This is a genomic window from Actinacidiphila bryophytorum (assembly GCF_016916835.1).
Classification (GTDB): domain Bacteria; phylum Actinomycetota; class Actinomycetes; order Streptomycetales; family Streptomycetaceae; genus Actinacidiphila; species Actinacidiphila bryophytorum.
Map to the genome: position 1 here is coordinate 174,232 of NZ_JAFFIX010000008.1, position 25,790 is coordinate 200,021.

General features: G+C 71.8%; 19 protein-coding genes. 4 read left to right on the forward strand and 15 right to left on the reverse strand.

From position 1 onward, the window contains the following. Positions 1–41: 41 nt before the first annotated feature. The 7 genes from JT723_RS14630 to JT723_RS14660 form a co-directional block, all read right to left on the reverse strand. Positions 42–908 carry a carbohydrate ABC transporter permease gene (locus JT723_RS14630; RefSeq protein WP_205045026.1) on the reverse strand — a complete coding sequence of 289 codons (867 nt, stop codon included), beginning with the start codon at positions 906–908 and terminating at the stop codon, positions 42–44. 21 nt (positions 909–929) lie between these two features. Further along, positions 930–1,862: a carbohydrate ABC transporter permease gene (locus JT723_RS14635; protein ID WP_251513158.1), complete on the reverse strand. Its 933-nt coding sequence runs from the start codon at positions 1,860–1,862 to the stop codon at positions 930–932. Between the two features lie 15 nt (positions 1,863–1,877). Further along, positions 1,878–3,224, reverse strand: a complete 1,347-nt coding sequence (locus tag JT723_RS14640; protein WP_205045028.1) for an extracellular solute-binding protein — start codon at positions 3,222–3,224, stop codon at positions 1,878–1,880. 64 nt (positions 3,225–3,288) lie between these two features. Next, complete coding sequence (locus JT723_RS14645) at positions 3,289–4,053, reverse strand: carbohydrate ABC transporter permease (protein WP_205045150.1); 765 nt, start codon at positions 4,051–4,053, stop codon at positions 3,289–3,291. Between the two features lie 53 nt (positions 4,054–4,106). Beyond that, positions 4,107–5,012 (reverse strand): carbohydrate ABC transporter permease, encoded by a 906-nt coding sequence (locus tag JT723_RS14650; RefSeq protein WP_205045029.1) that lies wholly within the window; start codon positions 5,010–5,012, stop codon positions 4,107–4,109. Continuing rightward, a complete protein-coding gene (locus JT723_RS14655; protein WP_205045030.1) occupies positions 5,009–6,298 on the reverse strand; it encodes an ABC transporter substrate-binding protein in 1,290 nt (429 codons plus the stop codon). Before JT723_RS14655 ends, JT723_RS14650 begins: the two co-directional genes overlap by 4 nt. A gap of 170 nt (positions 6,299–6,468) precedes the next feature. Further along, positions 6,469–7,140, reverse strand: a complete 672-nt coding sequence (locus JT723_RS14660; protein WP_205045031.1) for a TetR/AcrR family transcriptional regulator — start codon at positions 7,138–7,140, stop codon at positions 6,469–6,471. Between the two features lie 276 nt (positions 7,141–7,416). On the opposite strand from JT723_RS14660, the gene JT723_RS14665 reads away from it, so the two are divergent. Further along, positions 7,417–7,854: a hypothetical protein gene (locus JT723_RS14665; protein ID WP_205045032.1), complete on the forward strand. Its 438-nt coding sequence runs from the start codon at positions 7,417–7,419 to the stop codon at positions 7,852–7,854. Here the strand turns inward: JT723_RS14665 and JT723_RS14670 are convergent. The 4 genes from JT723_RS14670 to JT723_RS14685 form a co-directional block, all read right to left on the reverse strand. Beyond that, positions 7,841–9,973, reverse strand: coding sequence for a xanthine dehydrogenase family protein molybdopterin-binding subunit (locus JT723_RS14670; protein ID WP_205045033.1), 2,133 nt, complete (start codon positions 9,971–9,973; stop codon positions 7,841–7,843). The two genes, JT723_RS14665 and JT723_RS14670, sit on opposite strands and share 14 nt — an antisense overlap. Continuing rightward, positions 9,970–10,962, reverse strand: coding sequence for an FAD binding domain-containing protein (locus tag JT723_RS14675; protein WP_205045034.1), 993 nt, complete (start codon positions 10,960–10,962; stop codon positions 9,970–9,972). The genes JT723_RS14670 and JT723_RS14675 overlap by 4 nt, the downstream gene beginning before the upstream one ends. Continuing rightward, positions 10,959–11,471 carry a 2Fe-2S iron-sulfur cluster-binding protein gene (locus JT723_RS14680; protein WP_205045035.1) on the reverse strand — a complete coding sequence of 171 codons (513 nt, stop codon included), beginning with the start codon at positions 11,469–11,471 and terminating at the stop codon, positions 10,959–10,961. Before JT723_RS14680 ends, JT723_RS14675 begins: the two co-directional genes overlap by 4 nt. Before the next feature lie 308 nt (positions 11,472–11,779). Beyond that, positions 11,780–13,816: a hypothetical protein gene (locus JT723_RS14685; protein WP_205045036.1), complete on the reverse strand. Its 2,037-nt coding sequence runs from the start codon at positions 13,814–13,816 to the stop codon at positions 11,780–11,782. A gap of 190 nt (positions 13,817–14,006) precedes the next feature. Between JT723_RS14685 and JT723_RS36435 the strand changes: the two genes are divergently transcribed. From JT723_RS36435 to JT723_RS14705, 3 genes are all read left to right on the forward strand, one after another. Further along, entirely contained in the window at positions 14,007–14,846 is an 840-nt protein-coding gene (locus JT723_RS36435; RefSeq protein WP_372441309.1) for a DUF5990 family protein, read from the forward strand. Between the two features lie 59 nt (positions 14,847–14,905). After that, the gene (locus JT723_RS14700; protein ID WP_205045037.1) at positions 14,906–17,197 is read left to right on the forward strand and encodes an ATP-binding protein; all 2,292 of its coding nucleotides are present in this window, start codon (positions 14,906–14,908) and stop codon (positions 17,195–17,197) included. 170 nt (positions 17,198–17,367) lie between these two features. Further along, positions 17,368–18,189 carry an alpha/beta fold hydrolase gene (locus JT723_RS14705; RefSeq protein ID WP_205045038.1) on the forward strand — a complete coding sequence of 274 codons (822 nt, stop codon included), beginning with the start codon at positions 17,368–17,370 and terminating at the stop codon, positions 18,187–18,189. Positions 18,190–18,404: 215 nt separating this feature from the next. Here the strand turns inward: JT723_RS14705 and JT723_RS14710 are convergent, their stop codons facing one another. The 4 genes from JT723_RS14710 to JT723_RS14725 form a co-directional block, all read right to left on the reverse strand. Next, entirely contained in the window at positions 18,405–20,777 is a 2,373-nt protein-coding gene (locus tag JT723_RS14710; RefSeq protein ID WP_205045039.1) for a glycoside hydrolase family 44 protein, read from the reverse strand. 332 nt (positions 20,778–21,109) lie between these two features. Next, positions 21,110–21,874: an alpha/beta hydrolase gene (locus tag JT723_RS14715; protein WP_205045040.1), complete on the reverse strand. Its 765-nt coding sequence runs from the start codon at positions 21,872–21,874 to the stop codon at positions 21,110–21,112. A gap of 35 nt (positions 21,875–21,909) precedes the next feature. Further along, positions 21,910–23,889, reverse strand: a complete 1,980-nt coding sequence (locus JT723_RS14720; protein ID WP_205045041.1) for a glycoside hydrolase family 31 protein — start codon at positions 23,887–23,889, stop codon at positions 21,910–21,912. Positions 23,890–23,962: 73 nt separating this feature from the next. Further along, positions 23,963–25,723 carry a cellulase family glycosylhydrolase gene (locus JT723_RS14725; RefSeq protein ID WP_205045042.1) on the reverse strand — a complete coding sequence of 587 codons (1,761 nt, stop codon included), beginning with the start codon at positions 25,721–25,723 and terminating at the stop codon, positions 23,963–23,965. Positions 25,724–25,790 lie beyond the last annotated feature (67 nt).

The following is a 25,790-nucleotide window of genomic DNA, read 5'->3' on the forward strand; positions in this document are numbered from 1 at the left end:
ACGACCATCGGTCAGCCGGTGGCCGGTGGTCGTACCGCCCGTCAGCCCTTGACCGCGCCCTGCATGACGCCGCCGACGATCCGCTTGCCGAAGACCGCGAAGACGACCAGCAGCGGCACGGTGGTGACGACCGCGCCGGCCATGATCACCGACTCGTCGACGTTGTAGCCGCCGCCGATGCCGGCCAGGGCGACCTGGAGGGTGGGGTTGCCGGACGGGGTGAGCGCGATCAGCGGCCACAGGAAGTCGTTCCAGGCCTCGACGAAGGTGAGCATCCCCAGCACCGCCATGGCGGGGCGTGCGGCGGGGAAGACCACGTGCCACACCAGCTGCAGCGTGTTCGCGCCGTCCACCCGCGCGGCTTCGAGCAGTTCCGTCGGCAGCGACTGGGCCAGGTACTGCCGCATGAAGAACACCCCGAAGGCGGTGACCAGGCCCGGCAGGATCACCGCCTGCAGCTGGTCCGTCCAGTGCAGCGCCGCGATGAGCTGGAACAGCGGCAGGACGCTGAGCTGCGGCGGCATCGCGATGGTGGCGACGACGAGCACCAGCAGGACGTTGCGTCCGGCGAACCGCAGCTTGGCGAAGGCGAATCCGGCCAGCGTGCAGAAGAACACCGTGGAGGCGGTGACCGCGCTGGCGACGATGAAGGAGTTGACCATCGGGAGCGCCAGGGTGTGGCCGCCGGGGCCGTTGTAGTGCCAGACGGCCCGCAGGTTCTGCAGCAGGTGGCCGCCCGGCACCAGCGGCGGCGGGGTCCTGGCGATCCGCGCCTGGGTGCTGGAGGCGGCCGTCACGGCGAAGTACAGCGGGAAGAGCGACACGGCGGACACGGCCGCCAGGGCCAGGTAGGTGAGCGGTCCCGCGTGCTGCCGGGCGCCGGCGGGAGGCCGGTGGAATCGTGTCACGGTCGGCTGTCCGTCCCGTCCTCAGACCGATCGGCGGAGCCGGGCGGCGATCAGGGCGCTGACGCCCGCGACGGCCACGGCGATGAAGAAGATGACCCAGGCGACGGCCGCCGCCCGGCCCAGGTGTTCCGAGCTGAACCCGAGCCGGTAGACGTAGAGCGCCAGCGTCGAGTACTGGCTGTCGGGGCCCCCGTTGATGCCCTGGCCGCTGCCGCCGAAGAGGTAGGGCTCCCCGAACAGCTGGAGCGAGCCGATCGCGGAGATGATGGCGGTGAACAGGATCGTCGGCCGCAGCGCCGGGACGGTCACCTTGCGGAACTGCTGCCGCCTGCTGGCGCCGTCGAGCGTTGCCGCCTCGTACAGCTCGGTGGGGACGGCCTGCATGGCGGCCAGGTAGATCAGCGTGTTGTATCCGGTCCAGCGCCAGAACACGATGGTCGCCACCGCGAACTTCGAGGTCCAGGTCCCGGGTTCCCAGGCGACGGGTCCGATGCCGAACAGGTGCAGCGCCCAGTTGGCGAACCCGGCGCTGTTCTGCTGGAAGACGAACTGGAAGATCAGCGCTGCCGCGGCGACCGACGTGGCGTAGGGGGCGAGCAGCGCGACGCGGAAGAAGGTCCCCGCGCGCAGGCGCCGGTCGAGCAGTCTCGCCAGCTCCAGGGCGACCAGCAACTGCGGCACGGCGGAGAGCAGTCCGATGATGAAGGTGTTGCGCAGCGACTGCCAGAAGACGTGGTCGCTCCACAGCGCGGTGTAGTTGCCGACGCCCCGCCAGGTCATGTGGTTCGGGTCGAGCGTGCTGACCGTGTGCAGCGACACCCAGCCGGTGTAGAGCAGCGGGAAGAGCCCGAAGGCGGCGAACAGCAGGAAGAACGGGGCGATGAGGGCGTAGGGGGCCGCCGTGACGTCCAGCCGGTACCGGCGGCTGCGCCGCGCTGCGGTGGACCTGCCCACGGTCTGCATCCTTCGTCAGGGGGTGATGTCGGTCTTGATCTGGCTCATGGTGGCCTTCCACGCCTCGTCGGGGCTCTTGTGCTCCTGTTCCATCAGCAGCACCCCGTTGCCCATGTCGTTGCGGATCACGCCGTCGTACGGGCCGATCGGCGCGGTCGGGATCCGGGTGGCCGCGGCGGAGAAGATCTGGCCGATCGGGGCGTCGGACAGGAAGGAGTTCCGGGCGCGGAAGACCCGCGGGTCGCGGTACGCCCGCACGTTGGACGGGAAGTTGCCGACGTTGACCGCGGCGAAGACCTCGGCCTCCTGCGGTGCCGCGGTGAGCCATTGCGCCAGCGCCGCCGCCTGGGCGATGTGCTTGCCCTGCTTGGGGACGGTCAGGTAGGAGCCGCCCCAGTTCGAGGGCTGCGGCGCGGTGGCGATGTTCCACACCCCTTTGTTCTGCGGCCCGGCGTCGTTGACGATGTTGGCCATCTGCCAGGCCGGGCAGATGGTCGTCGCGAAGGAGTTGTTCGCGAAGCCGGACGCCCACTGGGTGGAGAACTGGACGATGCCGCCCGTCTCGCCGGCGGCGACCGCCTGCCCCGCCAGGTCCCAGGCGGCGCGCACCGACGGGTTGGTGGCGTAGACCGGGCGGCCGCGCGCGTCGTAGTACTGCACGGCGCCGCTGCCGACGACGCTGTTGAACAGGCCCTCGCCGCTGTCCAGGAAGTGCGTGCCCTCCGGCGCGCGGGCCTGGTAGCGGGTGCCGACGGCATTGACGAAGGTGTCCCAGCTGCCCGCCCACAGCCTGCCGACCGCGGCCGGCTCCGTCGGCAGGCCGGCGGCGGCGAACAGCTTGGTGTTGTAGCAGACCGCCTCGGGGCCGAGGTCGGTGCCGAGGCCGAGCACCGCGCCGCTCCTGGTCCTGCCCTGAGCCCACTTGACCGGCGCCCAGTCCGCCTGCGAGACCCCGGGGACGTGCGCGAGGTCGACGAACTTGTCCGCCAGCGCGGTGGTCACCCGGCCCATCCGGGTCACGTCGAAGGCCTGGATGTCGTCCGCCCCTGAACCCGCCGCCAGGTGCGTCTGCGTCGCGTTCCAGTAGTTCTGCTCGTTGGAGTTGTTGTCCTCGACGATGGTGATGTCCGGGTGCAGCCTCATGTACGTACGGAAGAGTCCTGCTCCCTCGTCGTTGTAGCCGAACGTGCCGAAGTCCCCGACCTTGAGCGTGACGGTGCCGCCCGCGGCGGAACCCGCGCCCGGGCCGCCGCCCGAGCACCCGGCGAGCAGCCCCGCGCAGGCGAGGGCGGCAGCCGCCAGCCGGCCCGCGGCCCTGCTGGGGCGGCGGGGACGGCGCTGTAAGTGCGTACGTGGAGACATCGCACCCGCACCATATATGCCATTGGCGACAAAAGGGGCAAAGGTCCGGCCGGGGCGTGCCGGGTCACCTGACGGCGCCCACGGCTATGCCGCGGGTCAGGGTGCGCTGGAAGAGCAGGAAGAAGGCGATCGCCGGGAGCGCGCCGAGCAGTCCGGCGGCGTTGGTCATCGTGGCGTCCATCAGGCGCTGCCCCTGGAGGACTCCGAGGGCGACCGAGACCGTCTGGTTGTCGTTGGAGGGCAGCATGACCAGCGGCAGCAGGAACTCGTTCCAGGTCCACACGAAGAAGAAGACCAGCAGGACGCCCAGCGTCGGGCGGCTGACCGGCACCACGATCCGCCACAGCACCTGCCAGCTGTTGGCACCGTCGATCCGCGCGGCCTCGATGACCTCCCGGGGGAAGGACGCCAGGACCGAGGAGAGCAGGTAGGTGCCGAAGGCGGCCTGGATGACGGTGAAGACGATGACCAGGCTGAGCCTGGTGTCGTACAGGCCGGCCTGCTTGGCCAGGTAGTACAGCGGGTAGACCAGCGCCTCCTGCGGCAGCACGTTGGCCAGCACGAAGAAGCCGAGCACCCACGACCTGCCGCTGACCTTGCCGATGCCGATCGCGTAGGCGTTCAGCACCGACAAGGCGGTGCCGGCGACCGCCACCGAGCCGGAGATCAGCACCGAGTTCAGGAGCACCCGGCCGAAGTCGACCCGGTTCCAGAAGTCCTTGAGGCTGTCCAGGTGGATGCCGTGCGGCAGGGAGAGCGGGCCGTGGGCGGAGTAGTCGGCGGGCGACTTCAGCGCGTTGTCGAGCACGATCAGCAGCGGCAGCACCATGAAGGCGGCGCCCAGCACGATCAGCGCGAGCGCGGGAAAGCGCTTGGCCGCGGTCACTGCGACTCCTCCGCCCGGGTCTGGAAGCGCAGGCCCACCATGGCCAGCGCGAGGATGATCAGCGTCATCACCGTGGCGATCGCCGACCCGTAGCCGACCTGCGTCTTCTCGAAGAAGGTCGCGAAGGAGAAGTACGAGGGCACGTCGGTCGCGTCCGCGGGTCCGCCCTTGGTCAGGACGTAGACGGCGCCGAAGACCTTCAGGGCGGCGATGGTGCACCACAGCAGCACCACGGAGATCTCCGGGCGCAGTTGGGGCAGCGTCACATGCCAGAACCGCCGCCACCAGGAGGCCCCGTCGAGTTCCGCGGCCTCCTGCAGGGCGGGGTCGATCCGCTGCAGCCCGGCCATGAAGATCACTACGGGGAAGCCCAGCTGGACCCAGACCAGCACACCCATGACGCTGTAGAGCGCGAACTTCGGGTCGCCGAGCCAGTCCTGCTGGAGCGAGCCGAGACCCACGGCCTTCAGCAGGTCGTTGAGCGAGCCGTCCTCGGGCGCCAGGATCCAGCTCCACACGATGCCGGCGACGGTGACGGGCAGCACCTGCGGCAGGTAGAAGCAAGCCCGCAGCACCGACGCCAGCCTCGTCCCGTAGTGCCGGGCGACGAAGTCGAAGAGCGCCGCCGCCACGACCAGGCCGATCGCGGTGGGGATCACCGCCATGGCCAGGACCATCGACAGGCTGTGCCGGAAGGACGCCCAGAACTGCGAGTCCTTCATCAGCGTCCGGTAGTTGTCCAGGCCGGTCCAGGCCGGTGAGCCGACGCCCTGCCAACTGGTGAAGCTGTAGTAGACGTTCATCGCGAACGGCACGGCGATGACGGCGAGGAAGGCGAGCGCCCCGGGGATCAGGTACAGCACATAGGTGTTGCGGGGGTGCCGCAGGCGGGCCTTGGTCACCGGGGGATGCCCGCGTCGTAGGCCTTCTGCAGCTGGTCGAGGACGTCGTCCGGCTTCGCGCTGCCGGTGATGAGCTTCTGGACCGCGGAGACCAGCACGTCGTAGAAGCCGGGGACGGGCCAGTCCGGGTAGAAGGCGAGGCCGTCGGCTCCGGAGACGGTGGTGAAGTCGCCGATCAGGGCCTTGGACTGCGGGTCGGTGATCGCCGACGGGTCGGCCGCCACCGGGATGCCGCCGTTGTTGCCGAGGGCGTTCTGAACGCCCTTCTTCATCGTGATGTCGATGAAGTCGTAGGCGAGCTGCTTGTTCTTGGCGTTCTTCGGTACGACCCACAGGTTTCCGCCGGAGCCCGGGGTGAGTTTCGAGCCGGGCCACAGGAAGGTCCCCCAGGCGAACTTGTTCTCGTCCTTGAAGCGGCCGAACCACCAGCTGCCGGAGAAGAACATCGGGGACCTGCCGCTGATGAAGGACACGCCCGCGTCCTCGGCCTTGGCACCGCTCGACGTCTTGGCGATGTAGCCCTTGGAGACCCAGTCCGCGAAGGTGTCGGCGGCGTACGTCCAGGCGGCGTCGTGGAAGTCGGCCTTGCCCTTGTACAGCTCGAAGGCGTCGACCCAGGCCCGGTCGGCCTTGCTCAGGGCCAGTTGGTAGAGGTACTGCTGCGCCGGGTACTCGGCGCCCGAGTCGGCCAGCGGGGTGATCCCCTTGGCCTTGAAGGCGGCCAGTGCCGCGGTGAACTCCTCAGGCGTGGTCGGGACCTTGACGCCGTTGCTCGCGAAGAGGTCCTTGTTGTAGTACACCATCGCGTACTCGCCGTAGTTGGGCACGCCGTACCAGTTGCCCGAGCCCATGATGCCCTGCGCGCTGTAGCGGCTGGTCGTGCTCACGCTGGGGCTGAGCAGCTTGTCCCAGCCGTACTTGGTGACCTCGGGCGTCAGGTCGGTGAGCAGCCCCTGCCTGGCCAGCAGTCCGGCGGTGGCGTTGCCCTTGTTGTACTCCATGACGTCGGGCGCGCCGTCGGAGTTGAGGACCATGGACGCGGTCTTCTGGATCTGCTCGAAGCCCTTGGCCTCGAACTCCACCTTCACACCCGGGTGGGACTTCTTGAACTCCGCGACCGCCTGGTTCCAGGCGATCCCCATGGCGCTGTTGGGGGCCTCGTAGTGCCAGAGTCTGAGGGTCCTGCCGTCCCCCGCGCCGCCGCCCGAACTCCCGCAGGAGGCGAGCAGCAGGGCACCTGCCAGTGCCATCGCGGTCACGGCCGTCGGTTTGCGCAGCTTCGCCATTGCAGGCCTCCACGGGCTCTGACGGATGGAGAGGACGCACATCGAAGCGCTTCGACGCATCAGCCACACACGCTAGGAGGGGGGCTGAGGACATGTCAATGGCCGGTACGTGTGTACGTGTCACCGCGGCACCGCCGCGTATCGAAGCGCTTCGGTGAACCCGGCGGAACCTACCGGGCGCTCTCCCCGTCGCCCTCGGGGCGGGAGGCGCGCATACGGCCGACCGGGGGCAGGTCCGGGCCGAGCAGGCCGGCCCGCGGGGCGGGGAGTGCGTACATCGCGTAGAGGCGGCGCCGGACGCGTTCGAGGGGGTAGCGGCCCGCGTAGACGGCGGCCTTGAAGATCACGCCCTCCAGCACGCTGCGCAGCATCACCTCCTCCAGCGCCGGGTCCTCTGCTCCCCGGGCGGCGAACAGCTCGCGCAGGCCGTCCTCCAGGGCGCGCACCCGGGCCTCCATACGCCGCTCGGTCGCGGCGAACAGCGGGTGCGTGGCGGGGTTGACCACCAGGCTCAGGGCCATCCGCTGCACGGGAACGGTGGTGGCCGCCGCCTGCACGACGCCGTCGATGATCGCCGCCAGCCGCTCGTCCGGGGTGCCGCTGACGTCCAGCAGGGCGGCCACCTGGTCCAGGTAGCGGCCCAGCAGTTCGTCCACGAGGTCGCCCTTGGCGGGGAAGTAGTACGTGAGCAGGCCGCGGGAGACGCCGGCCCGCGCGGTGATCTGCGAGATGGTCGCCTCGTGGTAGCCCTTCTCGGCGAAGACCTCCAGTGCCGCCGCGAGGATCCGCTCGCGCGACCGGTCCCGTATCTCCTCGTTCGCCCGCGCCGATCGTGGCGACACCCGGCACCTCTTCCCCGTCTGCTTCCCGCGCCGCGCAGGGGCGACCACGCCCCGGCCTTGCCACCCATTGTGACCTGCCCGGACGAGCCGCCGCCGGGTGCGTCCAACTCCCTTGGCGCACAAGGGAGTCGGCGCTCACCAGGCCGGTTGGGTTTTCCACTGGCCGGCTGTACAGTCAACGCCGCTGCGGCCGGTCGTCCGAGCCGGTGCACAGCGCGGCGGCCTGCCCGGCCGCCTCACCTCGTCTGCCTGCAACACGAACCCCAGGGATGCACAGTGGCCAGCAAGGAAGAACTCAAAGCGGCGATCCACGCGGCTTTCGACGCGACCGTCCCGGACGGCGCGGGTTACACCAAGGTCTACGCCTCGGACATGAAGCAGCGGAACTACATCGTCTTCCGCAGCACCACCATCTACAACTACGCGGTCGGCTTCCGCCCGGGGAGCACCGACCTGGTCATCCTGCCGGTCGACGAGGACAAGGGGCGGATAACCGCCGGCACCCCGGTCACGATCACCGACGCCAACCGGGGCGCGGTCAAGAAGCGCGACCTGCAGGGTCGCTTCGTCATCTCGGTCAGCGACGGGCAGCGCTTCCGGCTGACGGTGATCCCGTCGGTGCCGAAGATCGCCGCCGGCTTCTACCAGCTGCCGGTGGACCAGAAGGAGGAGTTCGAGGCCTTCCAGGCGGTGCGGGAACTCATCTGCGCCTGACGGCAGGCCCGTTGCCTGCGCCGGGATCGCCGAGGAGTTTGTCCAGGGTGATCGGCAGGTCGCGGACGCGGACACCGGTGGCGTTGTGGGCGGCGTTCGCGACCGCCGCCGCGGTGCCGACGATGCCGATCTCGCCGATGCCCTTGGAACCCATCGGGTTGACGTGCGGGTCGTCCTCGTCGATCCACGAGACGTCGATGTCCCCGACGTCGGCGTTGGCCGCGATGTGGTACTCGGCCAGGTCGTGGTTGGCGACCTGGCCGAGGCGGCCGTCGACGTGGCTCTCTTCGTGCAGCGCCATCGACAGGCCCATCGTCATACCGCCGACCAGCTGCGAGCGTGCCGTCTTGGGGTTGATGACGCAGCCGGCCGCGAACACCCCCACGAGCCGCGGCACACGCACCTCGCCGGTCTCCTCGTCCACCCGGACCTCGGCGAACTGCGCGCCGAAGGCGTACATGGCGAAGCGCTCGGTCGCCGGGTTGTCACCCGTCTCGCCGGTGGCCTCGGCGCCGTCCGGCGGCGCGTTCCCGTACGTCTCGCGCAGCCGGCGGGCCGCGTGGACGACGGCGGAACCCCAGGCGGTGATGCCCGAGGAGCCGCCGGCGACCGACGCGGGCGGGAAGGCGGTGTCCCCGATCCGCAGCTCCACCCGCTCGACCGGCACCTCCAGTGCGTCGGCGGCGATCTGCGCGAGGGCGGTCCAGGTGCCGGTGCCGAGGTCCGCGGCGCCGATGGAGACCGTGTAGCGGCCGCCGGCCCCCGCACGTACCGTCGCGGACGAGCCCGGCATCCAGAAGACCGGGTAGACGGAGGCAGCGACGCCGAGCCCCACCAGGTGTCCCGCCTCGCGGCGGGAGCGCGGGGCCTGCTCGCGCCGCTCCCAGCCGATCCGGCGGGCGCCCTCCCGCAGGCAGGCCACGAGGTTGCGGCTGGAGAAGGGCCGGCCGGTCTCCGGGTCGGTCGCGGGCTCGTTGCGGATCCGCAGCTCCACGGGATCGAGGCCGCAGGCCTCGGCCAGTTCGTCCATCGCGACCTCGGCGGCGAACATCCCCGGGCACTCGCCCGGCGCCCGCATCCAGGACGGCACCGGTACGTCGAGCCGCGCCAGCCGGTGAGTGGTCCTGCGGTGGGGGGCGGCGTACATCATCCGCGCGGCCACCGCGGTCTGCTCGGCGAACTCCTTGATCCGCGAGGTCTGCGAGACCGCGTCCACGCTGATCGCGGTGAGCCGGCCGCCGCGGTCCGCGCCGAGCCGGATGTGCTGCACCGTGGGGGTGCGGTAGCCGGCGACGAAGAACATCTGCGGGCGGGTGAGGGCGAACCTGACCGCACGGCCCGGCACCAGGCGGGCGGCCATCGCGGCGAGCACGACCGGCGCGTGCGGGGTGCCCTTCGACCCGAAGCCGCCGCCGACGAAGGGCGACACGACGTGCACCTCGTCCGGTTGGAGGCCGAAGAGCGGTGCCACCTGCGAGCGGACCATGTGCACGCCCTGGGTGGACTCGTAGAGGGTCAGCTCGCCGTCGTTCCAGACCGCGACCGTGGTGTGCGGCTCCATCGGGTTGTTGTGGTTCATCGCGGTGGTGTACGTCTGGTCCACCGTCACCGCGGCCGAGGCCAGGGCGGCTTCGACGTCCCCCTGCTCGGTGTCCGTCGCGAACCCGCCGTTGACGCTCTCGGGGGCGTACAGGTCGTCACGGTCCGGGCGCAGGACGCTGTCGTGGGGCTGCGTGTCGTAGGTGGTACGCACCAGACTCGCCGCGTACCGCGCGGCCTCCGACGTGGTGGCGACGACCCCGCCGACGAACTGGCCACGGAAGGCGACGGCGTCGGACTGCAGGACCGCCAGCTCCGCGTCGCGGGTGTCGGCCAGCCGGGGCGCGTTGCGGTGGGTGAGCACGGCGAGCACCCCGGGCACCGCCGCTGCCGCCTCGGTGTCGATGCCGGTGATCCGGCCCCGGGCGACGGTGGCCTGCACCGCATGCAGGTAGACGGGCTCCCCGACCGGCTGCTCGTAGGCGTAGCGCGCGCTCCCGGTGACCTTCGCACGCCCGTCGAGCCGGTCGAGCGGGGTGCCGATGGCGCGCGGCCGTACGCGCCCTTGCGTGGCGGTCATCGCGGTGTCCCTCCGGTCAGCTCGCGCAGCGTCGCCACCAGCGTGTTGCGTGCCAGCGGCACCTTGAAGGCGTTGCCGTCGACGGGTTGCGCCGCCGCCAGTTCCGCCTCCGCGGCGCGGCGGAAGCTGTCCTCGGTCGCCGGGGCACCGCGCAGCTCCTGCTCGGCGAGGCTCGCCCGCCAGGGCTTGTGGGCCACCCCGCCGAGCGCGATCCGCACGTCGGCGACCACGCCGTCGCGTACGTCGAGGGCCGCGGCGACCGACACCAGCGCGAAGGCGTACGAGGCCCGGTCGCGCACCTTGCGGTAGCGCGACCTCACCGTCTCCGGCAGCGGCGGCAGGTCCACGGCGGTGACCAGGTCGCCGTGCCCGAGCACCGTGTCGTGGTGCGGCCGGTCGCCGGGCAGCCGGTGGAAGTCGCCGATCGGCACGGCGCGTTCGCCGTCCGGGCCGACCACCTGGACCACGGCGTCCAGTGCGGCCATGGCCACCGCCATGTCCGAGGGGTGGGTCGCGGTGCACTCCGGCGACGCGCCGAGGATGGCGTGGTAGCGCTGGTAGCCGCCCAGCGCCGAGCAGCCACTGCCCGGGTCGCGCTTGTTGCACGCGGTGGTGACGTCCTGGAAGTACACGCAGCGGGTGCGCTGCAGCAGGTTGCCCGCGGTGGTGGCCGCGTTGCGCAACTGGCCCGACGCACCGGACAGCAGCGCCTGCGACAGGACCGGGTAGCGCTGCCTGACCAGCGGGTCGGCGGCCAGGTCGCTGTTGCGTACGGTGGCGCCGACGCGCAGCCCGCCGCCGGGCAGTTCCTCGATGCGGTCCAGCGGCAGCCGGCTGACGTCGACCAGGGTGTCCGGCGTCGCGACGCCGAGCCGCAGGTGGTCGACGAGGTTGGTGCCCCCGCCGAGGAAGACCGCGTGGCGGTCCTGGGACAGCAGGGCGACCGCGGCTGCGACGTCGTCGGCACGCCGGTAGGCGAACGGCTTCACCGGGCCGCCTCCCCGATGGCCGAGACGATGTGGGTGTAGGCACCGCAGCGGCACAGATTCCCGCTCATCCGCTCCCTGATCTCCGCCGCGGACAGCTCGACGGGACTGTGCGGGTCCGCTGCCTCGCCGGTCACGGCGCTGGGCCACCCGGCGCGCGCCTCGGCGAGCATGCCGACCGCGGAGCAGATCTGGCCGGGCGTGCAGTACCCGCACTGGAAGGCGTCGTGTCCGACGAAGGACCGCTGCACCGGGTGCAGGTCCTGCCCGTCGGCCAGGCCCGCGACCGTCGTGACCGCGCGGCCGTCCTGGGCGACGGCGAGCGCCAGGCAGCTGTTCACCCGCCGCCCGTCGAGCAGCACGGTGCAGGCCCCGCACTGCCCGTGGTCGCAGCCCTTCTTCGGCCCCGTCACCCCGAGCCGCTCCCGCAGCGCGTCCAGCAGGGAGGTCCTGGTGTCCACGGTCACCCGCCGCCGCTCCCCGTCGACCCGCAGGCTGATCTCGGCATCCACAGCACGTCGCTCCTTCGTCACCCAGAACGGGACATACCGGGCAGTGACGTACCTACCCGCCCCGCGCGGCCGCGTACCGCCGCGCCCGGAACCGCGCCGACGTGGCCTACAGGCCCTGCCCTCCGCTGCGGCTGGGCCGTGTTTTGGAAGTAGCGCCGTCCGCCCACAGGGCGGGCCCCGCGGCGTCTGGTGCGTGCGATCGCAAGGCGGAGGGTCGTCCTCGTAGTGGGCCTGCTCGGACGACTCCGACAACGCAGCGAGGGTGCGTGCCAGGCGTCGCGGGGCAGGCGGGACTTCCACAACACGGCCTAGGGCGCCGCGCCGATGGGGACGGCCATGGCGGCGGCTTCTGCCGCCTGCGGCTCCACACCGGGGTCCGGGCGGAGCTGGTCGAGCAGGACCAGGGCGACGGCCGCGACGGCGAGGTAGGCCAGCAGGACGGCGAGGGCCTGGGTGGTGCCGTGGCCGTGGAAGTAGATGGTGTGGTGGAGCAGGACGTAGCCGTTGCGCGGCGGCAGGTAGGGGCCGATGTCGCGCCAGAAGGCGGGCAGGTAGGGCACGCCGTTGGCGCCGCCGTTGGAGGGGTTGCCGAAGAGGATGACCAGGACGACGGTCAGCAGGGTGCCGGCCGAGCCGATGAGTTTCTGCAGGACGGCCGCCACGAAGGCGACGACGGCGACGATCAGTGAGCAGATGGGCCAGACGATCCAGAAGCTGCTGCGGGGGTAGCCGTCCAGCCACAGGCACACCACCAGGTCCACGACCAGGCCGGCCAGCACCGCGAACGCGGCGAGTGCGGCGGCCCGCCAGCGCCCTCCCGCCCGCCCGGTCGCGGCCATCAGCAGGGCGGCGCTCATGTATCCGCCGATGAGCAGCGGCACGAGCATCAGCGACTGGACCACCCCGAAGGGGTCCTTCTTCGCGAGCTTGACCGGCGCGTACGGCCGTACGGCAAGCGGCTGGTGCACGGCCGCGGCGGCCCGCTTGAACTGGACGGCGATGTCGAGCGGGGCGAGGTCGCTGATGCTGGGGACGACGATCAGGGTGCTCGCGGCCGGCGCGGGGGCGGGGATCAGGGCGCCCCAGATCTCGGTGCGGTCGATGGCGTCCTTGACGGCCGATTCGTCGCGGTAGTGGTGGACCTTGAGGGAGAAGGTCTTCTGCGCGGCGGTCAGGACCGGGGACGGCCCGGTGACGCCGAAGGGCATGTCGGTGGCGGCGGGCGAGTGTGCGGCGCTGGTGTAGTTGACCGCGAACAGGCACTGCATCAGGGCGCACAGGGCCAGCGCGACGAGGATCGGCAGCCCGCGCCTGCCGGGCCGGGCGGGGGCCGGCGCGGACGTGTCCCGGCGCGCGGAGGCCGCCCGGGCGGGGCGGATACGGCCCATGTACCCGATGACGGCCACGCCGGCGAAGGCGTAGAGGAAGAGCACCGTGAGCGGGGTGGAGATGTCGTTGCCGTCGAAGTAGAGGACGTTGCGGATCAGGTGGACCGCGTTCTGCGGTGGGAACAGGACGCCGATGTTGCGCCAGTAGACCGGCAGCAGGTACGGACCGCTGCTGCCGGCGCCGGCCCCGCCGACGACGATGAAGGCGACCGCGACGAGCAGGGTGCCGAACTTGCCCACCAGGGACTGGACGGCCGCGGCGGACAGCACCACCGCGGTGGTGACCAGTGCGAAGCACGGCAGGAGCGGCCAGAAGTGGCTGGTGGCGTAGGCGCCGAGCCCCGGCCCCGCGATCAGGTCGGTCAGCAGGGCGCCGACGACGGCGTACCCGGTCAGGATCAGCGCGCGCCACGGCGCCGCCGCGGTGCCACCGGCCGCCTTGAAGACCAGGACGGCGGCGAGGTATCCGCCGATGAGCAGCGGCAGCAGCAACAAGCCCACCACCGCTCCGACGCGGTCGCCCGACGGCAGCGGCTTGACGGTCTCGACGGTGACCGGGCGCTGCAGCACCTTGGCTGCCGCGGTGAAGGCGCCCTCGATCTCGATCTGCCCGAAGAAGCTCTGCGCGGGGACCACGATCAGCGTGTCACGGGTGCGGCCGCTGACGTAGCCGCCGTAGAGCCTGCCGTCGCCGATCGCCCCGCGCAGGGCGGTCTCGCTGCGGTAGCCGTGCGGTTGGAGCGACACCTTCGAGGCCACCGCGGCCACGACCCTGGACGGCGGCCCCGCCACCCCGAAGAGCATGTTCCGCGGCACCAGCAGTTGCAGCGCGCTGACGAGGCACAGCGCGAAGAGGACCTGGACGATCAGGACGGTCACCAGCGCGACGACACCCTTGCGCACCGGGCTGGGAGCGTCCGCCACCGCCCCCTCCACGTCCGCCGCCTGCTCGGCCAAGGTGCCACCTCCACTCCGAACCGGACGGGCCCGGCCACGCTGCCGCCGCGCACGGGCTGTCCCGGGCGCGACGCCCGCCATGGTAGGCAACCCGCCCCCTGCCGACGGCCGCCCCGGGCGCCGGCCGCGGAGCCCTTCACCCGGACGGCCGCGCATGGTCGCACCCGCTGGGGTCTTCCAGCATGGCCGGGTGAGCCGAGAGGCCGAGGAACTGAACCGGCGCCTGCTCCGCGCCCGGGACGCGATGGACCGCGCCTATGCCGGTCCGCTGGACGTGCGTGCCGTCGCGGCCGTGGCCCACATCTCCCCGGCGCACTTCAGCCGCTGCTTCCGCACCGTCTTCGGTGAGACCCCGCACAGCTACCTGCAGCGGCGCAGGGTGGAGCGCTCGATGTTCCTGCTCATGGAGACCGACCGCAGCGTCACCGAGATCTGCTGCGACGTGGGCTTCACGAGCCTGGGCACGTTCAGCCGGACCTTCCGGAGGATCGTCGGACAGTCCCCTTCCGGCTACCGCGAGGGCACTGCCGGGCGCCGCGGGCCGGGCGGCGGGGTGCATGATGGCGGGATGCTGATTCGGATCGAGGGGTCGGGGCTGCCGGGCCGGGAGTGCGGGCCGTCGCCGGACTCCCCGCAGGGGTACCGCGACATCCACGTCGGTGTGCAGCGCCGCGGACGGCCCGGCGAACTGCTCGGGCTCCACCCGGGGGACGCGGCCTCGGCGGCATGGGAACTGGAGGCCACGGCCTCGCCCGTCGAGGGCGGCTGGGACGTACGGGGGCCGTACGTGCAGGGGCCGCCCGGCGGCCGGTTCGTCTACCTGGCGTGGGGGACGGTCGACGCGGACGGCGCCTTCACGATGTTCCGCCGCGCGAAGCTGCTGTTCGACGGCGTCGGGGCCGACGTCCTCGCGGCGGCGGTCGCCGACGGTGTGCTGGTCGGACGGCTGGGGCTGTCCGACGCGAAGGGTCACCCGCTGTGCGCCGCCGTCCGCCCGCCGGCGGTGACGTGGTCGGCGTCCCGGGCCTGACCGGAAGGTGGCAGGGGGCCGCCTCGTCGGCGTCCGGGGCCGATGAGAGGCTGGCGGCCATGGGCGAGGAGTTGGTGGACGGACTGCGGCAGTTGCGCGACCTGACCGGGCGCAGCCTGCGGGAGCTGGCCCGTGAGGTGAACGGCAGCAGCTCGTCGCTGTCACGGTACTTCTCCGGCCAGTCCGTTCCGCCCTGGCCGACGGTCGTGGCGCTGTGCAGGGCGGCGGGCCGCGATCCCCGGCCGATGCGGGGAATGTGGGAGCGCGCTCGGAGCGGGTCGCGGGCGAGCGCGCCGGTTGCGGCGCCGGTGCGCAACGACCTGCCGCATGACATCGCCGCCTTCACCGGGCGCCGCCAGGAGCTGGCCGGACTCCTCGCCGCCGCAAGGGAGTCCGCGACCGTCGCCGTCGACGGCATGGGCGGGGTGGGCAAGTCCGCCCTGGCCGTGCATGCCGCGCACCTGTTGACCGCCGACTTCCCCGACGGGCAGATCTACCTTGACCTGCACGGCTTCACCCCGGGAAGGGAACCGCTCGAACCTGCCGAGGCGTTGCGGGTGCTTGTGACCGCGCTCGGGCTGCCGCCCGGCCGGGTCCCCGAGGGGACCGCCGAACGCGCCGCACTGTGGCGGTCCGAGCTGGCGGCCAGGCGCGTGGTCGTCGTGCTGGACAACGCCGCCGACGCCGGTCAGGTCCGCGAGCTGCTGCCCGGCGCCGGCCGCAGCTTCACGGTGATCACCAGCCGCCGCAGGATGGTGGAACTGCACGGCGTGCTGCCCGTGTCGCTGGACGTGCTGCCGGACGACGAGGCGGCTGACCTGTTCGTCACCTCGGCGGGCGGTGCCCGGCCCGGTGACGTCGGCGAGGTCCTGCGCCGTTGCGGGAACCTTCCGCTGGCCATCCGGGTGGCCGCCGCTCGGCTGCGGCACCGGCCGGCCTGGACGCTCGACACCCTCCTGGAGCGGCTGCGCGAGGGCGAGTTGGCCGTCCCGGACGTCTTCGAGATGTCGCTGCGCCAGCTGGATCCCGCCCAGCGGAGGATGTTCCGGCTGCTGGGGCTGGTTCCGGGGGACGACATCGACGCCTACGGCGCCGCCGCGCTGGCCGTGATCCCGCTGGGCGACGCCCGCTCACTGCTGGAGGACCTGGTGGACGTCCACCTGGTCCGGGAACCGGCGGCCGGCCGCTACCGGATGCACGACCTGCTGCGGCAGGCTGCCCGCACCGACGCCGACCGTGCCGAGGAGGCAGACCCCGTGTCGGTGACCGCCCGGTTGGGCGACTACTACCTGAGCGGCATGCTGGCCGCCAAGGCACTGACCGAGACCCTCATCCCGCTGCCGGTCGCGGTGGCGCACCGGCCTCCAGCGCTTCCCCGCTTCTCCGGCTACGACCAGGCCGTCCGATGGATGGACGCCGAATGGGGGAACCTCACCGCGACGTTCTGGCGCGCCGTCGAGCTGCGTGTCGATGCACCGGCGGTCGGCCTCGCGCAGCTCAGCACGATCTCCAACGCGCGCCGCGGAGGCGTGGTCCAGCACCGGCGGGAACTCGAACGCAGCATGCCCGCTGCCCTCAGGCTCGGTGACCGCCGCACACTCGCCTCGCACCGCTACCTGCTGGGCGTCACGCTCATGCGGCTGGGCCGGCTGGAGGAGTCGGCGACCGAGCTGCGTTCGGCTCATCTGCTCATGGCCGAAGAGGGCGACACCGTCGGCGAGGTCCTGGCCCTCCACCAGCTGGCGGAGAGCAGGGTGTACGCCGGCGACGCCGAGGACGCGGTCGGACTCCTCCACCGGGCGGCGGCGCTCGTGCCGACCGATCACGCCGCCCTCCGTGTCCGGGTGAGCGGCGGCCTCGGACAGGCCCTGGTGCATCTGGGGCGCTACGACGAGGCTCGCGAGGCCGTCGCGGAGGTGCCTGAGGCGGCGCGGGGACTGGATCTGCAGACCGAGCGCATGTGCCTGGACGTCCTCGGCTGGGCGGCGCTGGGCCAAGGGGACGCCGAGGCCGCCCTGGACTTCGCCGAGCGGTCCACCCGGATCAGCCGGACGACCCGCCACGCCGTCTTCGCGGCGGTGAGCCTGACCGATGTCGCGGTCGCCCTGCGGCGTCTCGGCCGCGCCGAGGAGGCGACGCCCGCCCATGCCGAAGCGGTGGAGATCCTCGAACGGACCGGTGAGCCGCACTGGTTGGCGCGGAGCCTGCTCGCGTACGCGGAGAGCTGCCTGGCCGGGGGCGACCGGGACGCCGCCGCCCGGCACTTCCGGGCGGCCACGGAGCTGGCGTCGGCGCACGCCCTCGACTACCTGCTGCCGAGCGCGCGTTCGGGCCTGATCCAGGCGTCCTGAGTCCCGTCCTGAGCGCGATGCGGGTGTCCCGTCCCGTCCCGGGACACTCACGCAGGCGCCTTCCGCTCGTGGGACGTCGCAGGTCAGCACCTTCATGGCGGAGCTTCCCGCGTCCCGGACCGCACGGCGCCGGATGTCCGGGACCTGGCGCCGAGCCCAAGCTCTTCCCCATGGACACAACACCCTCGCTGCTCACCGAAGCTCCCGCTCCCGCAGCCGCCGAGCCCTGGTCCGGCATGGTGCCGGTGGACGACACGGCGCTGGCCGCCACCGACACCGGCGGCGCCGGCACTCCGGTGGTCTACCTGAACGGCCAGTTCGCCACCCAGGGCTACTGGCGCCGGGTCACGGCCGAACTCGGCGCGGACTGGCGGCACATCACCTACGACGAGCGGGCTCGCGGCCGGAAGTCCAGGCGCTCGGCGGACTACTCCTTCGAGGCGTCGGTCCGCGACGTCCACGCCGTGCTCGACGCCCGGGGCGTGGAACGGGCGGTCGTCGTGGGCTGGTCCTACGGCGCGTTCGTCGCCGCCCACTTCGCCGAGCGGAACCCGGGCCGCACCGCGGGCGTGGTCATGGTCGAGGGCGCGCAGCCGTACGACTGGCTGGACGAGGCGATGGAGCGGCGGATCCGCACGATGTTCGGCCGCCTGGGGTACGTCCTGCCGCTGCTGCGTCCGACGGGCCTGACCCCCAGGATGACCGGCCGCCAGATGGCGGAGTGCAACATCGAGCTCGGCAGGCTGGCTCGCGCCGCGGTACTGGGACCGGTACTGGACCGCATCACGGTCCCGGCGCGGTATGTGGTGGCGTCGGGGACGTCCCTGGGAAGCAAGGGGGACGAGCAGGAGCGGATCCGCGCCGGCCTGACCGCGGTGACCGAACGCAACCCCCACATCAAGATCAGCGCGAAGGTCGCCAGCAACCATGGCGCGATCCTGAAGAAGGACTTCGCGGCCGTCGCCGACGCGGTACGCGACGTCCGTGCCTGAGCGGCCGACACGGGTCGAACCTGACCCCTCACTCCCCCGGACGTGAGTGACCCGGCACCGGGCAGGGTCCGCGCGCAGCCGGAGTGCGGCGCAGGGCCTCCTGGTGCTCGGGGGGCTTCGGCGTTCCCGAGCCGAGCAGGAGGCCCTGCCTTCGTGCCTGCGCTGATCCAGGTCAGCTGGGGTTTCTTCAGGTCCGCCGGTGCGGCGAGGGGTTGTCAGCGTGCTGCGTCGGGCGGTGGTGCATGGCCGGTGGCCGGGGTGAGGGTCGGCGGGGCGGTGGCGCAGGGGGTGCCGTTGAGGGTGAAGGCGCCCGGCGTGGCGTTGGTCCCGGTGTAGGAGCCGTTGAAGCCGATCGTGGTGGAGGCGCCGGTGGGCAGGGCGGCGTTCCATCCGGCGTCCGTGACGGTGACCGCGGTTCCGGTCTGCGACCAGGTGCCGTTCCAGCCCTGGACGACCTTCTGGTTGCCGGTGAAGGTGAAGCCGAGGTGCCAGCCGTTGACCTGGGCCGCGTGGTTGGTGACGGTGACGTTCGCGGTGAAGCCGCTGCCCCAGTCACTGCTGACCTGGTAGGCGGCGGTGCAGCCGTCGGCGGGGGCTTGGCCGGTGGTGACCTGGAGCGGGGCCGAGGGCGGCGAGCTGCGGCCTGCGGTGTCTGTTGCCACGACGCGGAAGGTGTAGGCGGTGGCCGGGCTCAGGCCGGTGACGGTGGCGGTGGTCGCCGGAGACGTGACGGTGGCCAGCGGCGCGGTGGTGGCGGGGTCGCCGGCGTAGACGCGGTAGCCGGCCAGCGGCGAGGTCCCGGGCGTGGCGGCCGGCCAGGTCAGGGTGACGCGGTCGGGGCCGATGGCCGAGGCGGCCGGGGTGCCGGGGGCCGAGGGCGGCGTGACCTGGGTGGAGCCGGCGGGGATGACGTATTCCGTGATGGAGTAGGCCGGGAAGGTGCCGGTGAAGGAGCCGCCGCCGAGCGGCTGGTCGGCCGCGTGCTCGATCGCGGTGGGGTCGGCCTGGCCGTAGCGGTAGACCTGCGCCGCCGCCGGGATTTCGCTTCCGGCGGTCAGGGACACCGGGGCGGCCAGGTCGTCGGTGGTCTTGTTGACGACCATGACCGTGGTGGCGTGGTCGGTGCTGCGTTCGGCCGCGTAGACCGAGAGCTTGTCCTGGTCGGCGCTGGCGGCATGGACTGCGGTGTCGCCGAAGGTACCGCCGTTGCCGTCGTAGTTCAGGTACATGCGGAAGGCGAAGGCCCCGGGGTCGGTCGCGGCGGGCGGTGACCACAACGTGGCCAGGTCCAGCCCCTCCCGTCCGAAGATGCCCAGCACGTCGGCCTCGGCCAGGCCGCCGTCGACGTGGTCCAGTGCGCCCCAGTTGTACTCCGAGATCGCGAGCTTGGTGCCCGGGTAGTTCTGGTCGACCAGCGAGCGCATCCGCGGTATGAACTGGATCGGCTGGTTGATCCAGCTCTCGTCGACGTACGAGGGGTCCCACAGCTGCCGGGTCGAGCGCAGCCGGAGGGCCTGGGTCGCAGCGTCGTCGGCGCTGCCGGACACGCCGGACTGCTGCGGGTAGATGTGTTCGTCGAAGTAGTCCAGGATGCGGCGGCCGTGTTCCTGGTCGTAGGCCTTCATCTGCTGCAGGTACCAGGGCGCGAACTCCACGCCGCCGTGCGCGGCCCGGTCGGGGGGGTTCGACCAGCAACTGCCGCCTTGCTCGCTGCACACCTGCTGGTCCCGGCCGGAGTAGATGAGGGAGTTGAAGCCCCAGCCGACCGGGCCGAGGGTCTGTGCGGCGGGGTCGGCGTCCTTGACGGCAGCAGCGGTGGTGTACGTGCTGTCGCGCAACTCGTCGTAGTCCGCCCCTGCCGGGTGCACGTCGCGGTGCGTGCTCTGCCACAGGTCCGGCTCGTTGTCCAGGTCGTAGAAGCGCACCCCGCCGCTGTCCGCGTTCCCGTAGGTGCGGTCGAGGTACTGCACCCAGCCCTTGACGAAGTCAGGACCGGCGGGGGTGCTGGTCTCCGCCGGGTCGTTGCCCGTGATCAGGGTTCCGTCGGTCCTCGTGCCGTTGCCGCAGTCCGGGCGCCACTGCGCGTCGCTGCCCTGCTGGGGGCCGTACTCGGCGATGCTGAACCCGCAGCCGTCGTCGCGGCCGGCCGCCGTCCAGCCGATCATCGGCACGGTCATCAGGGTGTCGCTGCCGGCCGCCCGGTTCTGCTCGACGAACTTGTCGGCTTGCGACCCGTCCGGCAGGGCCGAGGTGTCGTTGTTGTAGTGCAGGTCCTCGAAGTACCAGTCGGAACCGGCGTTGTAGGCGTCGTTCGTGTAGTTGTAGCGAGTGGTGGCGTTGCCGCCCCAGCGGCCCAACGGCAGACGCAAGTCCTTGGCCAGCGCCTGGTCGGGGAAGTTCATGCCGTAGATGTGGGGGTCGATGGCATGGCGGCCGGTGGTGGTGTCCACCGTGATCGCCGGGCCCGCCGCGGCGTCGGCCGCCCGCACCGGTTGCCCGTGGCCGGTTCCGGCGGCCTGCGCCGTCCCGGCGCCGGCCAGCAGCACTGCGACCGCCGCAAGAGCGGCAGCCCTGTGTGTCGTATGCATGGTCTCCTTCTTTGCGGGCCGGCGGCGCCACCGGCAGGGGGCACCGGCCCCGGGGCGATGACACGTCTCCCGCCGGCACCCGCCACCGCTGGGCCGCGACCCAGGTGGGGGGATGACACGATCGCGCTATGGAGGTCCCAAGACCCGCTCACCGACGCTCAGTCGGCGCGTGGGAGCGCTCCCACGCGTCGAGTGTGGTGCTTTTCGGCTCACGCAGTCAACAGCCGCGCACCGGACATCCCATGTCGCACCAGGAGCAGGTTGCCCCTGTGCATCGAACGTTGCGGCCACGACCCGGTTCGGGGTCGGCCGCTGCTGCCAGGTCGGACGGACTACTCGTGGCGGGTCGTCCGATAGAGCCACTGGGCGCACAGGGACGTCCACGTGCCGGCGGGCGTCATCTCCTGGGCCAGTCCCACACCGTGTCCGCCGGTGGGGAAGACGTGGAGTTCGACCGGGACCTGCATGCCGGCCAGGCGGTGGCACAGGGACAGGGCGTGGTCGACCCTGACGGTGTCGTCGTCCGCGCAGTGCCAGATGAAGGTCGGGGGCGTCTGCGGGACGGCGATCAGCTCGATGGAGACCGCGCGGCGCTTTTCCGCGGTCGAGCCGGGGCCGAGGAGCGGGTCGGTGCCCGTTTCGCCGGCTGCGGCGCGACCGAAGGTGTGCCATGACGTCGCGGGATAGCAGAGCACCGCGAACGCGGGCCGTTCGTCGTCCGCCGTGTCCGGGCCGGCGGCGAGGTGGGCGGCGAGGTGACCGCCCGCGGAGAAGCCGAGGACCCCGATGTTCGACGGGTCGACCCCCAGCTCCGGTGCCTGTGAGCGCGCCTGACGCATCGCCGCCCGTGCCGAGTCCAGCGGCGCGGGGTGGAAGTCCTGCGGCCCCACCGGGTACTCCAGCACCCAGGCGGCGTATCCGAGCCCGTTCAGCCACTGCGCGACGGGCTTCCCCTCGTGCGGGGCGAGGAAGGTGTAGCCGCCGCCCGGCATGACGATCACCGCGGGCGCGCCCGCAGCCGGGCGCGGCGCCTCCGCCGGGAGTGGGTGGAAGCTCAGCACTGCCGCGCCGCTGCTCGTGTTCTGCAAGCCTGCCATGTGTTGCTCCATCTGCCGAGAGGGGGACTTCCAGGTCACCGCAACGCGCCCGCGACGGCGGCTCCTTCGCGTAGGAAGACGGGTATGCGCTCCAGGGGGGCGTCGGCGTCACGTGTCGTCCCGCCCTCCAGGACGTGTCCGGTGGCCCGCTCGTACCAGCGGGCGCCGGAGGGCAGGTAGACGGGGCGGGTGCGTGCGCCTGCCTCGTACACCGGTGCCACCAGCACGTCGGGGCCGAGCAGGAACTGGTCGTCCACGTCCCAGGCGCGTTCGTCGTCGGGGAAGTCGAAGAACAGCGGGCGCATCGGCGGGGCGCCGGTACGGTGCGCGTCGCGGGACAGCGTGTCCAGGTACGGGCGCAGGCCTTCGCGCAGCAGCAGGTGGTCCCGGAGGATGCCGTACGCCTGCTCCCCGTAGGACCAGACCTCGTTCGGTCCGCCGGTCATGTCCGTGGAGAAGGTCGGGTGGTTGGGCACGCGATCGCCGTGCAGCCGCATGACAGGGCTGAAGGTGCCGTACTGGAACCAGCGGATCAGCACCTCGCGGTAGGCGGGGTCGCCGGGGTCGCCACCGAAGAATCCGCCGATGTCGGTGTTCCACCAGGGGATGCCGCTCATGGCGACGTTCAGTCCGGCTCTGATCTGCCGGGCCAGGGAGTCGAAGGTGGTGGGGATGTCGCCGGACCACAGGGCGGCACCGTACTTCTGGCTGCCCGCCCATGCGGAGCGGACCAGCGACAGCGGCCGGTCCTCGCCTGCCGCGCGCAGGCCGTCGGCGACGGCTCGGGTGTGGAGGAGCGGATAGAGGTTCGCGACCTCGGCGGCCGGCCCGGCGGCGTAGACGGCACGGCCGGCGGCATCCCGGGGCAGGTCGGGTTCGCAGGCGTCCAGCCAGAAGCAGGCCACGCCCGCTGAACGGTAGTTGTCGCTGAGCCGCCGCCACAGTGCGGCGCGCGCACCGGAGTCGGTCGCGTCGTAGTACGCCATCGGGCGCATCGGCTCCTCGGCGCTGCGGGAGGGCCAGTGGCAGGTGAGCAGGCCGCCGCCGACGTCCCTCACGAGGGATCCGGCCGCGCGCAGCTCCTCGAAGGTGTCGCTGCCGGGCTCGACGGTGGGCCATACCGATACCGCGAGCTTCACCCCGAGGCCGGAGAGTTCCGCCGCCATCGCGGCGGGGTCGGGCCACTCGCTCGCCTCGAAGCGCCAGTCGCCCATCGCGGGCCAGTGGAAGAAGTCGCAGACGATGACCGACAGCGGCAGTCCGCGTTCCTTGTACTGCCGCGCCACGGCCAGGAGTTCGTCCTGGGTGCGGTAGCGCAGCTTGGACTGCCAGAAGCCGGACGCCCACTCGGGCAGGAGCGGCGGGCGTCCCGTGGCCAGGGTGTAGGCGTCCAGGATCTGGGCCGGCGTGTCCCCTGCGGTGATCCAGTAGTCGACCCGCCCGCCGGCGTCGGCCACCCACCGGGTGGTGTCGGTGCCCAGTTCGGCCCGGCCGGTGGCGGGGTTGTTCCACAGCAGCCCGTAGCCGCGCGAGGAGTGCAGGAAGGGGATGGCGGCGACCGTGTTGCCCTGGACGAGGTCGATCACGCAGCCCTTCTGGTCCAGAAGCCCGTGCAGATGCTGCCCGAGGCCGTGCAGCCGCTCACCGCCGTAGGCCTCGAAGTGCTGTTCCGTCCGGCCCCCCGCGGCATGGACGCGGGGGCCGGGATGGTGGGTGTACGGGGTCTTGTCGGCGAGCAGTTCACGGCCCGAGGCGGCGTGCAGGAACCTCAGTCGGCCGTCCGGCAGGGCTTCGACGGCCAGGCGGCCGTTGACCAGGCGGGCAGAGCCGTCCTCCGCGGCGGACAGGTCGGCGCGGGGTGAGGGCGGGGCGCTCTCCAGTGCGCCGGGGGCGTCGGGGGCGGGCGTCCCGGACGAGGCACGGACCCGGACCGCGTGCGGCCCCCAGGGCTCGATGCGGAGGATCTCTTGCGCGGTGTGCCGTTCCAGGCCGTCCGCGCTGATGTGGTAAGGCAAGTCGCCTCCTTTGTTCTTCTGGTGCCCGGCCCCGCATGGCGGACACGCGAGGCCGGGGTCGGTCAGCCGGCGGTCAGGAGGCGGTGCCGGTGACGGTGTCGCCGGACCTGGTCACGTGGTAGGTGACGGACGCCCCGCTCCAGAAGTCGAACGTCAGGGTGACGGTGGCGCCGTCGGTGAGCGTCTTGAGGTAGTCGGAGGTCAGCACGATCGCGCCGTTCGGGTAGTCCGGCGTGAACGTGGTGTTGAACTCCTGGTAGGGCGTCCATGAGTAGGGGCCGGCGGCGCTGCCGTCCGCGTACCGGGACTCCATGGTCGCCAGCACGTCGCCCTCGAACCGGGTGGGGATGGTCAGCGAGCCGGTCGTGCCGGTCGCGTCGGACTGCACCGGCAGGTCGTCGGTGATCACGTGGAATTTCCACGGCACTCCCTTGGAGAACCGCGCCTCGAAGGCCGCGTTCTCGCCGTACGCCCGGTCGCCCCCCAGCCGGGTGAGCAGCGAGGGGGTCAGCGTGAGCTGGTCGCCGGACACGGCGTAGTCCACGCCCTTGCGCAGCCGGGTGCCGCCCTGCCACAGGCCCCGGAACGACAGGCCGTTCAGGTTGAGGGTGACGGTGTGCGCGGCGACGGGCGTGGACTTGGGCAGGAAGACCTGGTCGGTGGACGCGGTGCCGGAGCGGGTGTGCCAGCTCGCCCTGATCAGCGCGGTCAGCTCGGGGTCGCGCCACTGGAGGGTGTTGCGGTCGAGGAACGAGCCGGCGTCCCACAGCGCGGTGGTGATGCCGTTGATCCGCGCCTCGTAGCCCAGATGCTCGAAGTACTTGAACGCCTCGCCCCGCTCGATCTGGTCGGGCTTGGTGTAGTCCGGGTAGGACAGCGTGCCGTACTCGCCCAGGTACACCGGGATGCCCTTGGCGACGAAGACGTCGTGCACCGCGGTGAAGTCGTCGATCAGGTCCTGCTGGGTCTGCTGGTTGTAGGTGGTGAAGCCGCTGTTGTTCACGCTGAACGGCCAGAAGCTGTAGTAGTGCACCGTCGCCCCGAGGTTCGGGTCGTGCAGTGCGGTGATCGTCGTATACAGCTCGCCCATCTTCTGCGGGGTCGGGCTGGTGTTCTGGTCGGGCAGCAGCAGAACGCGGGTGGCGTTGCGGCCGCCGGACTGCCGGACGACGGTGTGGAACGAGGTGTTCAGCTCGTCCATCGCCTGGGTCTTCTGCGCCTCGGTGGCGTCGTCGGTGAACTGCGGCTCGTTGACGCTCTCGAACAGCAGCTTGCGCGGCTCGTTCCTGAACGCGGCCGCGATCTGCCGCCAGGTCGCGTCGAACCGGGCGAGCACCGCGTCGTGGTCGGCGGTGGTGATGTTCTTGATCCACTGCCACGAGTCGTGGTGCACGTTCAGGTCCACGTACAGGCCGTCCTCGATGGCCCAGTCCACGACCTGTTTGACCCGCGCCATGTACGCCGGGTCGATCGTGTAGGGCGCGTTGGTGTCCTGGGCGTTGCTCCAGGTCACCGGGATCCGCACGCTGCGGAACCCGGCCGCCCGGACGGTGTCGAACATCGCCTTGGTGGTCAGCGGGTTGCCCCAGGACGTCTCGTTGGGGATGGCGTCCAGGGTGTTGCCCAGGTTCCAGCTCGGCTGCATCGCCGCCACCACGGCCTGCGCGCCGGTGGTGGCGTCCGCGGCCGCGGTGGCTTCCGCGCCGGTGGACGCGACGGTGTCGGCGAGGGCGGGGGCGCCGGGCAGGCCGACCGCGGTGATCAGGGCCAGCGGCAGGCTCACCAGCAGCCACGGCCGACGGCCGGCTTTCCTGGGGCGGGACGTTCCGGTCATGGTCGGTGCCTTTCGCTCGTCGGGTTCTCCTCGTGCACGCGGTCGCTGCGCACGGGTTCTTGGGGCG

Excerpts from the sequence above, each read along its gene's own strand:
- JT723_RS14670 (WP_205045033.1), bottom strand. The coding sequence starts at position 9,973 with ATGACCGCCACGCAAGGGCGCGTACGGCCGCGCGCCATCGGCACCCCG.
- JT723_RS14705 (WP_205045038.1), top strand. The coding sequence starts at position 17,368 with ATGGACACAACACCCTCGCTGCTCACCGAAGCTCCCGCTCCCGCAGCC.
- JT723_RS14640 (WP_205045028.1), bottom strand. The coding sequence starts at position 3,224 with ATGTCTCCACGTACGCACTTACAGCGCCGTCCCCGCCGCCCCAGCAGG.
- JT723_RS14700 (WP_205045037.1), top strand. The coding sequence starts at position 14,906 with ATGGGCGAGGAGTTGGTGGACGGACTGCGGCAGTTGCGCGACCTGACC.
- JT723_RS14645 (WP_205045150.1), bottom strand. The coding sequence starts at position 4,053 with ATGGTGCTGCCGCTGCTGATCGTGCTCGACAACGCGCTGAAGTCGCCC.
- JT723_RS14710 (WP_205045039.1), bottom strand. The coding sequence starts at position 20,777 with ATGCATACGACACACAGGGCTGCCGCTCTTGCGGCGGTCGCAGTGCTG.
- JT723_RS14655 (WP_205045030.1), bottom strand. The coding sequence starts at position 6,298 with ATGGCGAAGCTGCGCAAACCGACGGCCGTGACCGCGATGGCACTGGCA.
- JT723_RS14715 (WP_205045040.1), bottom strand. The coding sequence starts at position 21,874 with ATGGCAGGCTTGCAGAACACGAGCAGCGGCGCGGCAGTGCTGAGCTTC.
- JT723_RS14725 (WP_205045042.1), bottom strand. The coding sequence starts at position 25,723 with ATGACCGGAACGTCCCGCCCCAGGAAAGCCGGCCGTCGGCCGTGGCTG.